This window comes from Megasphaera cerevisiae DSM 20462, assembly GCF_001045675.1.
Classification (GTDB): domain Bacteria; phylum Bacillota; class Negativicutes; order Veillonellales; family Megasphaeraceae; genus Megasphaera; species Megasphaera cerevisiae.
In genome coordinates this window covers 1-12,036 of record NZ_LEKT01000040.1, presented here as the reverse complement: position 1 = coordinate 12,036, position 12,036 = coordinate 1, and the positions used below count along the sequence as shown (strand labels likewise).

Here is a 12,036-nt window from a genome sequence, read left to right as displayed (position 1 = left end):
AATTATCTCTCCTTTAAAGCCAGTACCGCATTGCGGGCTTCTTCTCGGTCATCAAAATGAATAGTGCCGCTTTTTAAAATCTGATACGTTTCGTGGCCCTTACCAGCAATCACAATAATGTCTCCGGCCTGAGCCAGTTCAACAGCCCGCCGAATCGCACTGCGGCGATCTGCAATGACTTCATGATGCTGTCCCGGCCTGATGCCCTTTTTTACACCGGCCTCCACCTCTGCCACAATAGCATCAGGATCTTCAGAGCGCGGATTGTCTGAGGTAACAATAGGAATATCGGCATGTTCGGCTGCAATACGTCCCATAATAGGCCGCTTCGTCCGATCCCGGTCTCCGCCGCAGCCAAACACCGCTAAAATACGGTTTGGATGCATAGCACGTGCCGTTAGCAAAGCTTTTTCCAAACTGTCCGGCGTATGCGAATAATCGACAACAATAGCAAAATCCTGTCCGGCTTCCACGAGTTCAAAACGGCCCGGCACAGAATGAAAGGTCTGAATCGCCTTATCAATGGTTTCCGTATTTACGCCCTCAGCATGCGCCGCCCCGATAGCTGCCAGCGTATTGTAAACATTGAAAAGTCCCGTAATATGCATATTCAGATGCACACTGCCAAAAGGACCGCACACATCAAAAGATGATTTTTTTAATTCAACTTTCAGATCTGATCCTTTCAAATCTGCGTCCTTTTCCACCCCATATGTCAGAACCTTGCATTGGCAGGCTTTCAGAATACTGCCGGACCAGGGATCATCAATATTGACAATAGCGGTTTTGTTATTCTTAACCTGTTCATCCCGAGACAGGCTCTGAAATAATTTAGCCTTCGCGGCAACATAGTTTTCCATTGTCTTGTGAAAATCCAAATGATCTTGTGTCAAATTGGTAAACACAGCCGTATCATATTCAATGCCAGCCACACGATTCAGAGCCAGCGCATGACTCGAAACCTCCATAACAACATGTGTCATGCCCTGCTGCTGCATCAAAGACAGAAAATGCTGCAGCTCGATAATATCCGGCGTTGTATTGTGAATGGGCAATTCTTCGTCATCAATGAGAGCATGAATCGTGCCGATCACACCGACATGATATCCGGCAGCCCTCAGAATATGCGCGATAATATGAGTCGTCGTTGTTTTTCCGTTTGTCCCCGTTACTCCGATCATACGCATTTTCTTACCAGGATAGTCGTAAAAATATGGCACCATGTCCTCCAACGCATGATGGATATCCGGTACCATGATCTGAACAGCTCCTTCAGGAAGATTCAGGTGCTTCGTCGTCAAAACAGCCGCTGCCCCTTTTTCGACAGCTTGTCCGGCAAATTCAGCTCCGTCCACGTGTACACCGGAAATGCAAATAAACAGATACCCCTTTTCTACATTTCGAGAATCCGAAGAAATACCGGTAATTGCGATATCAGCACTGCCATCAATATTATATATACCTTTAATTTGTTTGCAAAGTTCGCTTATTGTCTTCATGCTAATCCTCCTCATTTTACTGCTAAAATAAACAACAATAGCAGCCTTTACCAAAGGCTGCTGATGTAAAATATTTATCGACCTTTGTATTCTGCCGCCGTCTGTTTCTTAGACGGGCCGTACAGAACGTATGCCGGCGCAACCATTCCCAAATTCTTTGTAGCTGTTGTATACACTCGTTCCGGCGTTTCCAGCTTGGCAATATCGACACGTAAATTATCGTTTTCACGCTGCAGCTGCTGTACCTGCCGCTTTTCCTGCATGAGCGTATAGCTGTAATTTGTCTTTGCGGCAGACAGCGCAATATATACCAACAAGAAAAAACCAATCAGCCCCACAATCGTGAGCGTCCTCATAATATGCCGCATAAAATAGCGTTCTGCAATTTTCATCTGTCCGGCAGGAATTGTCCGGGCGCTTTCATAATGCATATATTCTAATTTTCTGGCCAGCATATTATAACACATCCTATCGAATAATTAAATAATAGACTTTCAATCATTTGCGAATACCAACACGAAGCTTGGCACTACGTGCTCTTGGATTCTCGTTAAGTTCCCCATCAGATGGTGAAATTGCGCGATTTTTCGCCTTTAATATCGCGTGATGATGACAAACGCATACGGGAAGGTCAGGAGGACAAATGCAATCTGTCGCCAGTAATCTGAAAGTTTGCTTTGTAATGCGGTCTTCCAGCGAATGGAACGTAATCACGCAAATATGTCCGCCTGGTTTCAAATGCTGTGCGGCGCACTCCAGCGCATTTTTTAAAATCCCCAATTCGTCGTTGACTTCAATCCGGATAGCCTGAAAAGTCCGCTTAGCCGGATGCGGCCCATCCTTACGAGCACCGGCCGGAATTGCCTTCTTTATAATTGTGACGAGATCCCCGGTTCGTTCAATAGCTTTTTCACAACGCCCGGCAACAATAAATTCAGAAATCCGTTTGGCCCACCGTTCTTCTCCATACTCCCGAATAACGCGATACAGTTCTTCCTGACTATATGTATTGACGACATCATACGCGCTTTTGCCCCGACTCCTGTCCATACGCATATCCAGCGGACCGTCCTGCATATAAGAAAAGCCCCGTTCAGGAGTGTCCAGCTGATAACTGGATACACCCAAATCAAACATGATCCCATCTGCCTCGGAAATCCCCAATTCAAGGAATACCTGCTCCAGCTGACTGAAATTGCGTTGCACTAAAATATGCCGGCATTTTGCCTGAGAAAGCTGTGCCGTTGCTGCCGCAACAGCATCAGCATCCTGATCCAGTCCGATAATCACAGCATCATCTGCCAATCTGTCGGCCAATGCCCGGGAATGTCCACCGCCACCCAGCGTACAATCTACATATACGCCATGGAGATCAGTAATCATATTATCAATCGTTTCCTTACGAAGAACGCTGACGTGATGAAATTCCATAATGCCTCCTAAAACTCAAGATCCAGTGTTTCATCCATGCTTTCTGCTATTTCTTCCATATCTGGGACAATTTTGGCAGCATATGTTTCGTATGCATCCTTGTTCCAAATTTCAATTTTATCGCCTGTCCCCAGCACCGTGACTTCTTTTTCTAAATGAGCATATTCACGCAATGTACCAGGAATCAATATACGTCCCTGCTTGTCAAATTCCACTTCTGCCGCACTGCCGAAAACAAAGCGTTTAAAGGCCCTGACATTCTCCTTCGACGCCTTCAATTTTTTCATTGCATCGGCAAGATGCAGCCATGAATCCATCGTATATACGGAGAGACAGCCCTCCAGTCCACGGGTAACTACGAAATTCATACCCAATTCATCACGAAACTTAGCCGGTAAAATCACGCGGCCCTTTACATCAATTGTATGTGAATATTCACCCATAAACATTTAGCTGTCACCTCCTTTCACTTTTCACCACATTTTACCACATTTCCACACTTTATTACAACAAATATACCGCACTAAATGAAAAGGCGTTAAAAAAACATAAAAAAAGAAGATTCTGCATGCCATACAGATAAAAAAAAGCACATCAGAAATATATTTTCTGATGTGCTGTATCGTTTTCTATTTAAACTGTTTTATCTGCGCAGTAAACCGTCTCCCGGCCTTCTCTCCGGAAGCAAGACCGGAATGGTATCGGCGCCAGTCTTTTATAAAGGCTGGCGCATCAAATGGATTGCCGATTCCACATCGTCATCAATGACGATATCATCAGTCCGGATATCAGTCAGCCGGCACTGTCGTACCAGTTCTTCATGCGTATACAGAGCAGCCCGGCGTACCAGGCCGCCTTTATACGCCATATACGAAAGAATGCTCTGACTATCCAGCCCGCTGCTGCGGAGCTGTCGGATAGAAATCCCGTACTGCCGCTTAGAAAGCCGCCGGCCCTGGCTATCTATGAGAAGCGGCACATGCGTATACTGCGGCGCTGTCCAGCCGGCAAGCTGCATAAGCCAGATCTGCTGCGCCGTCGAAGACAGTAAATCCCGGCCCCGTAAAACGTGGGTAATGGCCATATCACCATCATCTGCCGCCACCGCAAGCTGATATGCATACAGGCCGTCGGCACGGCGCACAACAAAGTCACCACAGGCAGTTGGCAAAAAACAGCGCTGCCGCCCATATATGCCATCCACGAAGGAAATATCCTGCGCCGGCACATGAACACGCCATGAAGGTTTTTTAGTCATTGCCAGCCGTTCAGCCGTTCCCATGCCAAAGCAATGCCCATCATATATAGCGTGTTCCCCTGCATGCGGCGCGCTGACAGACTGAATCCGGGCACGGCTGCAGTAGCAGGGATATAGAATCCCCCTGGATCGCAGCAGATCCAGTACCACACGATATTTACCGTACCGCTCCTGCTGTATATACGGTCCATAGGCACCGCTGATATCCGGCCCTTCATCCCATGCCAGGCCCAGCCAGGCCAGATCTTCCAATACGGCTGCCGCAAAATAAGACTTCGACCGCTGTTCGTCAACATCCTCTATACGCAGGACCAGCACGCCGCCAGCCTGACGCACCTGTAGCCAACATAGAAAGGCCGTCCATGCATTTCCTAAATGCATATACCCGGTAGGACTCGGTGCAAATCGTCCCCGCATGACTATCACGACCTAGTCCGGCAGCGATATAAGTTCACGGAACAGCGCCGCTTCTTTTCGAATCTGTGTCTCACTGCCCATGACACAAATATTGTTATCTGCCATGACCGCCCGGATCATCGGCGCTATCGCGCGAATATCTGCAGCAGAAGCCGCCAGAAGCTGATCACGCCGCGCCTGTGCTACCGCTTGCGTCGTTTTCGTAAAATAGCGGTTCATAGCCTTATCTCCCCGTAAGGACGGCGTCAGCGGGACATCAATCCGGCTTAGCGTACCAATGACATACTTCGTCATCTCTCTGTCGGATACGTCGAAATGTTCCAAATAATCGGCCAGCCCATCATATGCCGCAACGCTGCTTCCCAAATTCGGATCACGATAAGAACAAAATACCATATCGCCATTATCGTAAAAACGGGTAAACGCCCCGTACGCGCCCCCCTGAACCCGGATTTTGGTCCACAAATACCCATACTGCAGAATCGTATCGAGAACCATGAGCACGCCCGTATATTCGTAGCCGTGAGCCCGGAAATTACCGCCCTTGGCCACATACTGCACCTTGCCGCTCGTCATGATTCCCTCATTTTTCTGCGTTACATCAAACCGGCACAGGCTTTTGCTTTTCCTTCCCGCTGGCAGGACAGCGGTCCATTGCGGCAAAAAGGAAAGCACAGCAGTCTTATCCGCCTGGCTGCCAGTGATTTCAACAGTCAGTGCAGCCTGCGTAAAAATTTTCTTCATAACTGCAGTCAGGCGAGCGCCTATCTGTTCTGCATCTGTTCGAATGCGAGCGGCAATATCGCTGATAAAATCATAATAAGATAATTCTCCGGCATCGCAGAAGTTTTCTACTGGCGACACATAGGACAATACACGATGCATAACAACTGTATGCCCCCGACGGAAGGCATCCATATCCCAGCCGGCCTTGGTTTCTTCAATCAGCTCTGTAAGCCGTTCGGTATTGGAAAATATCGTATCCATGGAAATTTCCTTTAGCAGCGTCATGAGTTTATTCAGATTTTGGCTCAGCACTTTGGCCTTGATCCGAAATACAGGCACATACTTCGTATTATCAGTACGGTCGGAAAACGCGGAAACCGCGTAGTCGATCCCACCGGTATACAAATCAATGCAGGAAGCCAATTCACGGTAACTATGCACCGTCGTATCCATATCTCCGATAAGATCACTCAGAAGATAAATATACGGAATATCTGCCGTTTCTACTCCATGCAAGTCAAAATAAGCATTGACATAGGTAATACCATTCGTGAAATCAGGAACATAGCAAATATGAACACCTGCTGCGTCCTCTTCATGCATTTCAATGTCCTCCGCCCTGACCTCCAGATCCTTACGGGACAGTGTGGGAATCGTCAGGAGCGCCTCCGGCGAATCCTGCGAGGCCTGTCGCTGCTTCAAAGCCTGCGAGGCTTCTACCACCGCCTGAATTTGTTCCTTTGTCAATGATGCCTTATATGCCGCCAGGGTATCTGCCAGTGCCTTATCATGCTTTTCCGTCAAACCCTGTTCCGGAATAAGAGAAACGAGGGCATAATAAGGATTGTCGAGAATATAAGTCTGCAAAATATGCTCATAATAATTTCCTGCAATCCCCTTGCGCAATACCTGCAGCGCTTGTTCATAAGCCAGCGGTTCCAGCGGATCTTTGCCATAGAGCCATGTATCCATGCAGCGGATACCGTAAATAAGTCCCTTAGGACGTCCGGCAAAATCAGCTTCACGAAGTGAAAATTCAATCCGATTCAGCGCCCCTGTGAGCAGATCTCTATCAATTCCCTTTGCCACAATCTGATGCAGTACTTGATGTACAATATGCAGGATTTTTTCCTGTTTATCCGGATCAGAGCCGTTGATAGAAATTCCCCATAAAGGCTGCAACAGGCCATCCTGAAAATCACCTGAAATATCCTTGCCCACACCGGCATCAATAAGCGCTTTTTTCAGCGGCGCCGCCGGCGAAAGCAACAGGACATAGGTGAGCACCTTGAATGCCAGTCCCAGTGTCGGATCCAGCGCATCATCCACGACATAGGTCAAGCTATGCAGTGTTTTATGATCGCTTTTTTCATCTGTAGCAATCCCATAGGGATAAGATTGCACGATACTGCCCGGGCAAGCCTGCCGCCCAATGGCCGAATCTATATTCTCCCTGGTAAAATGACTTAAATATTCACTGTCGATAAATTCCAGCGTAGCATCAATGTCCATATCGCCATACAGAAAAATATAGCTGTTGGATGGATGATAATAAGTAGCATGAAATGCGGCAAATGCCTCCTGTGTCAGATTGGGAATATCGTCAGGATCACCGCCTGATTCGACGCCATAAGTCGTATCGGGAAAGAGATTTTCCATAATATGCCGCTCCAGAAGTGAGTCAGGAGATGAAAAAACACCTTTCATTTCATTATATACGACACCGCGGTACGTCATCGGAGCCTCCGGCGAATCCATATCGTAATGCCAGCCCTCCTGCATGAGAATCTGTTCATCCTTTAGCATATTCGGAAAGAAAACGGCATCCAGATACACGTCCATAAGATTTTTAAAATCCATGGCATTGCGGCTGGCCACAGGATACATCGTCTTATCAGGAAAGGTCATGGCGTTCAAAAAGGTGTTGAGCGAACCCTTGACCAATTCCACAAACGGTTCCTTTAACGGGAATTTACGGGAGCCGCAAAGAGTCGAATGCTCGCAGATATGAGGCACGCCCGTACTGTCTGACGGCGTTGTCCGGAAAGAAATGGAAAACACTTTATTATCATCACTATTTTTAAGATACAGCACCTTGGCGCCTGATTGTTCATGATGCATTTCATACGCCTGGCTGTCTATTTCTTTTACATATACCGCACGGTCTACATGAAACCCGTGCAATACCGTATTTTCTTTTAAATTCAACATATATCCCTCGTTTCCTATGTACATATATCAATACTGAAGAATAGTCTGCTTCAGATCTTCTACCGTTTCAACAAAAATATCCGGCGGAAATTCCTGACGTTCCGCTTCGTTACCATATCCAAATCCTACTAGAATAACCGGCATCCCTGTCATCCTGGCGCCGATAACATCAAAACGCCGGTCACCAACCATAACAGCCTCTCCCGTTTGAACCGTGCCGATATGGGTCAGTATTCGCTTCATAATATCTGCCTTGCTGTCGGTTCCGCCGACAGCCGGCCCGGCTATTTTTTCCACATACGGGGCAATTCCAAATTTTTGACAAATAGCTTCCGCATGAACCTGCGGCTTGGACGTGGCCACAAAGCACCGGATACCCTTGTCGCCAAACTGCCTCAGCATCGGCACAACACCGTCAAACGCCCGATTTTCAAACTTACCCAGCGTGCTGTACCGTTCCTGAAAGTAACCGTATGCCCGTTTAGCCTTTTCATCGGAAAATCCATATACCTCCCGAAAGGTCGTCAGCAGCGGCGGTCCTACAACGACATGCTGATCCAGCCGTCCTTCTGTAGTTTCCCCCAATTGGTGCAATGCATATGCAACAGACTTAATGATTCCTTCTTTAGAATCCGTCAAGGTGCCGTCCAAATCAAATAACACGTATTTATACATTGAAACCCTCCTATAGCGTATAGTTAGTCACTACATAATAATAGCATGTTTACCTGACCTCGGCTAGTGCAGCCATCATCAAAAAAAAACGGCAAGCCCACGTTTGGTACGTGATTGCCGTTTTCAGTATCCTGTTATTTCACTGTAATTAATTCATAATTTCTGCTGCCCAGACCTATTTTTTCAGCATGAAGCAGTGTAGACTCCCAATTGACATTCGGATTGTTGTCCAACAAATGATCATGATGACACTGCCAATCCGGCTGCGACAGGTGATCTGACAGCTGACTATTAGGCAGCGGTGTCTGTTTCATACAGGCATCGACACAAGCCTGATCCAAAGCCACCGGATCAAAAGATGCAAACATGCCCACATTGGGCAGAATAGGCGCGTCATTTTCGCCGTGACAGTCACAATTGGGTGAAATGTCCATGACCATATTGATATGAAAGGCCGGACGACCTTGACAGACAGCCATCGCATATTCCGCCATCTTACAGTCCAGCTTATCGTTGGCATCCCTCTGTACAGACTGTATGGCATCAAAGGCACAAGCACCGATGCAGCGGCCGCAGCCCTTGCACAACTCCTCATGAATATGGGCCTTATTACCTTCATAGGTTATGGCATCAGAACCACATTCTAAAGCACAGCGGCGGCAGCCCCGGCAAAGTTCCACCTGAACAGACGGCTTTCCCGACGAATGCTGCTCCATCTTTCCGGCACGGCTGCCGCAGCCCATCCCAATATTTTTGATGGCGCCGCCAAAGCCGGTCATTTCATGACCTTTAAAATGAGCTAAACTAATAAATACATCTGCATCCATCACCGCTCTGCCAATCTTGGCGTACTGTACATATTCACCATTTTTAACAGGAATTTCCACTTCATCCGTACCGCGAAGGCCATCGCCAATAATGATCTGACACCCGGTCGTAATGGTGTTATACCCATTCAAATTAGCGCAGTCCATGTGTTCCAGCGCATGCTTGCGGCTACCCGGATATAAGGTATTGCAGTCCGTCAAAAAAGGCCGTCCGCCCAAGTCTTTTACCAGATCGGCTACGGCCTTGACATATTGGGGGCGTAAAGTCGCCAGACAGCCCAATTCACCAAAATGCATTTTGATAGCAGTGAATTTCTTTTCAAAATCAATTTTTTCTATGCCGGCTCTCTTGCAAAGCCGCGTCAGCTTCATCAAATGATTCGTACCTACAGGACAGCGAAAATCCGTAAAATATACCTTTGCTTTTTTCATATTAGACCTCCTGTTATATCTCATAAATATAATGCGTACTATGGTATTGTACCATTTGGAGTGCACTATAAGTCAAGAAATGGACGGCTTCCGAAGAAACCGTCCGTTCTGCCAGTCTGATACAATGTATTATTAGTATTATTAGTATTATTATTTCTTCCACAGCTTTTCAGCGCGGGCAATATTATTGCGAATCGTATCGCAGCACTGTTTAAACTCTGCTTTTTCTTTTTCCGGCAAATGGTATTCCATAACCTGCTCGATGCCATTAGCACCTATGACTGCCGGGCAGCCGCAGAAAATTCCCGTTTCACCATATTCACCATCAAAAGGAACGCTGGCTGCCATAATTTTCTTTTCATCATGAAGAATTGTACGCACAATAGTTGCCGCTGTCGTGCAAATGCCGTATTCCGTGCAATGCTTGCCGCTGTACGTAACCCAGCCGCCTTTAATGGCTTTGGTTTTAATATTTTCCTGATCAAAAACGAAGCGCGGATCCTTTTCCAATTCATGCAGCGGCTTGCCGGCAAATTTAATAGCCGACCATGGAACCATCTGCGAATTGCCGTGTTCTCCCAGCATAAAAGCCGAAAAAGAATGATGGTCCAAACCTGTCTGCTGTGCAATCGCACTGATGAGGCGGGACGAATCAAGTCCGGTTCCCGTACCAAGAACATGTCCCTTAGGCAGGTCGCTGAGCTTGGCAATCAAATCGGTAATCACATCACAGGGATTGGTAATATTGACAATGATGCCGTGGAATCCGCCAGCCATCACCTTAGGAATGTAATCCGCAACCTGTACGACCGTAAATTCCATTTCGTCATCCCGGTTGCCCGTAGCACAAAGATCAATGTTGCCGGCAGCATTGACAATAATGTCACAATCACCCAGTTCCGCGTAATCAGCAATAATATAATTGACACGGTGCGGCATAAACATAACAGCATCCATCAAATCTTGCCGTTCACTGATTGCTTTCTCTTCATTTTTGTCACAAAGCTTGATTTCATCTGCAATTCCCATCAGTCCCAGCGCAAATGCGACATGCGCTCCGACATGGCCCAATCCAATCACGCCGACAACTCTTTTCTTGATAGTCATACAACCCCTCTTTTCCAAAATTTAAAATAATCTACATACTAGTACATAAATTTATATTCTATAATATCATCAATAGGTATTCTTGTAAATTATAATTTCTTATATTTTTTTACCATAAATAGATCATATTTTAAAAAGTATATATATTCTTTTCCCGCCTTATGATACCATAACAGTAACCCATACTTTTATAAAGCGAGGTGCCCTATGACAGAAGAAGAAAAGATTTTTTCCGGCCACATGTTCAATAACCGCAGCCAAGTTCTCGTGGACATGAAGCACAAAGCCCACAGCGCCTGCCGCCGCTACAATCAGCTGGACGAATATGATCCCCAGCGCCTGCCGATTATTAAAGAATGTATCGGCGCTATCGGAGACACGTATTACTTTCAAGGTCCCATCCAATTTAACTACGGCTGCCACACCTTTATCGGTGAAAATTTTTTTGCGAATTTCAATCTCACAATCATGGATGATGCTCGCATTTACATTGGCAACAACGTCTGCTTCGGCCCCAACGTATCCCTTATGGCGACAAATCATCCTTTACTGCCGCAGGAGCGTCTTGGTCTTGATAAGCAGGGAAATATGACCATGGCCGAATATGCCCGGGAAATTCATATCGGAAACAACGTATGGCTGGCCTGCAATGTCACTGTACTGGGGGGTGTCCATATTGGCAGCAATGCCGTCATCGGAGCTGGCAGCGTTGTCACCAAGGACATTCCCGATAATTACCTGGCCTACGGCAATCCCTGCCGGGCGATACGGCCGATTACGGAAAACGACAGTAAAAAACATCTCATCCTGCCGGAGGATGCGAAACATTTCAAATACAATCTGACGTAATAAGATATGCGAAAGGAGTTGCTTATGAATATAATGATCGCATCAGACATACATGGATCAGCCCGTTATTGTCGGGATATGCTGTGTCGTTTTGCAGCTGAAAAAGCCGATAAGCTGATTCTTCTGGACGATATACTGTATCACGGCCCGCGTAATGATCTGCCCGAAGCCTACGCTCCCAAGGAAGTAGCTGCCTTGCTGAATACCGTACAGGACAAGGTACTCTGCGTACGGGGAAATTGTGATGCCGAAGTGGATCAAATGATGCTGGATTTCCCCATTTTAGCAGAGTATGCACTGCTATGCACGGAAGAGTATACTATTTTTGCCACCCACGGCCATCATTTCCATACAACCTGGATTCTCGATTTAACATGACGAGGTTGGCATCTTAACACCGAGTGCCTCATAAATTTTTTTCTGTTTATCTAAAAGCTCGCCAATACGCAACGAATGCCCTGCGTCTTCGAAACATTCAATCACATCCAGTTTGTCAAGCATCTGATGTAATGTATAACTTTTATATAAATTTGCCTGTTTCATTTTCTGATCCAGATACGATATAAGAATCAACGCAACAAATGTAACAAAAATTTTGCCATCC

At 46.5% G+C, this 12,036-nt stretch carries 11 protein-coding genes and 1 pseudogene; 2 read left to right on the top strand and 10 right to left on the bottom strand.

The genetic code is table 11. The features are described 5' to 3' along the window. Window positions 1-2: 2 nt before the first annotated feature. From AB840_RS10820 to AB840_RS10780, 9 genes are all read right to left on the bottom strand, one after another. Entirely contained in the window at window positions 3-1,499 is a 1,497-nt protein-coding gene (locus AB840_RS10820; protein ID WP_048514863.1) for a UDP-N-acetylmuramoyl-L-alanyl-D-glutamate--2,6-diaminopimelate ligase, read from the bottom strand. A 74-nt stretch (window positions 1,500-1,573) separates the two neighbouring features. Next, the gene (locus AB840_RS10815; RefSeq protein ID WP_048514862.1) at window positions 1,574-1,954 is read right to left on the bottom strand and encodes an FtsB/FtsL family cell division protein; all 381 of its coding nucleotides are present in this window, start codon (window positions 1,952-1,954) and stop codon (window positions 1,574-1,576) included. Window positions 1,955-1,997: 43 nt separating this feature from the next. Continuing rightward, window positions 1,998-2,930 carry a 16S rRNA (cytosine(1402)-N(4))-methyltransferase RsmH gene (gene rsmH, locus AB840_RS10810; RefSeq protein WP_048514861.1) on the bottom strand — a complete coding sequence of 311 codons (933 nt, stop codon included), beginning with the start codon at window positions 2,928-2,930 and terminating at the stop codon, window positions 1,998-2,000. Window positions 2,931-2,938: 8 nt separating this feature from the next. Next, a complete protein-coding gene (gene mraZ, locus AB840_RS10805; RefSeq protein WP_048514860.1) occupies window positions 2,939-3,379 on the bottom strand; it encodes a division/cell wall cluster transcriptional repressor MraZ in 441 nt (146 codons plus the stop codon). Window positions 3,380-3,645: 266 nt separating this feature from the next. After that, entirely contained in the window at window positions 3,646-4,605 is a 960-nt protein-coding gene (gene gluQRS / locus AB840_RS10800; protein ID WP_048514859.1) for a tRNA glutamyl-Q(34) synthetase GluQRS, read from the bottom strand. Between the two features lie 12 nt (window positions 4,606-4,617). Next, the gene (locus tag AB840_RS10795; RefSeq protein ID WP_048514858.1) at window positions 4,618-7,542 is read right to left on the bottom strand and encodes an insulinase family protein; all 2,925 of its coding nucleotides are present in this window, start codon (window positions 7,540-7,542) and stop codon (window positions 4,618-4,620) included. Window positions 7,543-7,569: 27 nt separating this feature from the next. After that, window positions 7,570-8,217 carry an HAD hydrolase-like protein gene (locus AB840_RS10790; RefSeq protein WP_048514857.1) on the bottom strand — a complete coding sequence of 216 codons (648 nt, stop codon included), beginning with the start codon at window positions 8,215-8,217 and terminating at the stop codon, window positions 7,570-7,572. Between the two features lie 134 nt (window positions 8,218-8,351). After that, a complete protein-coding gene (locus AB840_RS10785) occupies window positions 8,352-9,476 on the bottom strand; it encodes a DUF362 domain-containing protein (protein ID WP_048514856.1) in 1,125 nt (374 codons plus the stop codon). A gap of 150 nt (window positions 9,477-9,626) precedes the next feature. Beyond that, window positions 9,627-10,583, bottom strand: a complete 957-nt coding sequence (locus AB840_RS10780; RefSeq protein ID WP_048514855.1) for an L-lactate dehydrogenase — start codon at window positions 10,581-10,583, stop codon at window positions 9,627-9,629. A 207-nt stretch (window positions 10,584-10,790) separates the two neighbouring features. On the opposite strand from AB840_RS10780, the gene AB840_RS10775 reads away from it, so the two are divergent. Beyond that, a complete protein-coding gene (locus tag AB840_RS10775) occupies window positions 10,791-11,432 on the top strand; it encodes a sugar O-acetyltransferase (RefSeq protein ID WP_048514854.1) in 642 nt (213 codons plus the stop codon). Window positions 11,433-11,456: 24 nt separating this feature from the next. Beyond that, window positions 11,457-11,810: a phosphodiesterase gene (yfcE, locus tag AB840_RS10770; RefSeq protein WP_053078166.1), complete on the top strand. Its 354-nt coding sequence runs from the start codon at window positions 11,457-11,459 to the stop codon at window positions 11,808-11,810. Here yfcE and AB840_RS17855 read toward each other — a convergent pair. Further along, window positions 11,802-12,036: pseudogene (locus AB840_RS17855) on the bottom strand (IS1634 family transposase); the annotation flags it as partial. The gene yfcE and the pseudogene AB840_RS17855 overlap by 9 nt on opposite strands.

What these genes read in the sequence shown, in the direction of transcription:
- AB840_RS10820 (WP_048514863.1), bottom strand. Translation starts at nt 1,499, where the DNA reads ATGAAGACAATAAGCGAACTTTGCAAACAAATTAAAGGTATATATAAT.
- AB840_RS10815 (WP_048514862.1), bottom strand. Translation starts at nt 1,954, where the DNA reads ATGCTGGCCAGAAAATTAGAATATATGCATTATGAAAGCGCCCGGACA.
- rsmH (WP_048514861.1), bottom strand. Translation starts at nt 2,930, where the DNA reads ATGGAATTTCATCACGTCAGCGTTCTTCGTAAGGAAACGATTGATAAT.
- mraZ (WP_048514860.1), bottom strand. Translation starts at nt 3,379, where the DNA reads ATGTTTATGGGTGAATATTCACATACAATTGATGTAAAGGGCCGCGTG.
- gluQRS (WP_048514859.1), bottom strand. Translation starts at nt 4,605, where the DNA reads ATGCGGGGACGATTTGCACCGAGTCCTACCGGGTATATGCATTTAGGA.
- AB840_RS10795 (WP_048514858.1), bottom strand. Translation starts at nt 7,542, where the DNA reads ATGTTGAATTTAAAAGAAAATACGGTATTGCACGGGTTTCATGTAGAC.
- AB840_RS10790 (WP_048514857.1), bottom strand. Translation starts at nt 8,217, where the DNA reads ATGTATAAATACGTGTTATTTGATTTGGACGGCACCTTGACGGATTCT.
- AB840_RS10785 (WP_048514856.1), bottom strand. Translation starts at nt 9,476, where the DNA reads ATGAAAAAAGCAAAGGTATATTTTACGGATTTTCGCTGTCCTGTAGGT.
- AB840_RS10780 (WP_048514855.1), bottom strand. Translation starts at nt 10,583, where the DNA reads ATGACTATCAAGAAAAGAGTTGTCGGCGTGATTGGATTGGGCCATGTC.
- AB840_RS10775 (WP_048514854.1), top strand. Translation starts at nt 10,791, where the DNA reads ATGACAGAAGAAGAAAAGATTTTTTCCGGCCACATGTTCAATAACCGC.
- yfcE (WP_053078166.1), top strand. Translation starts at nt 11,457, where the DNA reads ATGAATATAATGATCGCATCAGACATACATGGATCAGCCCGTTATTGT.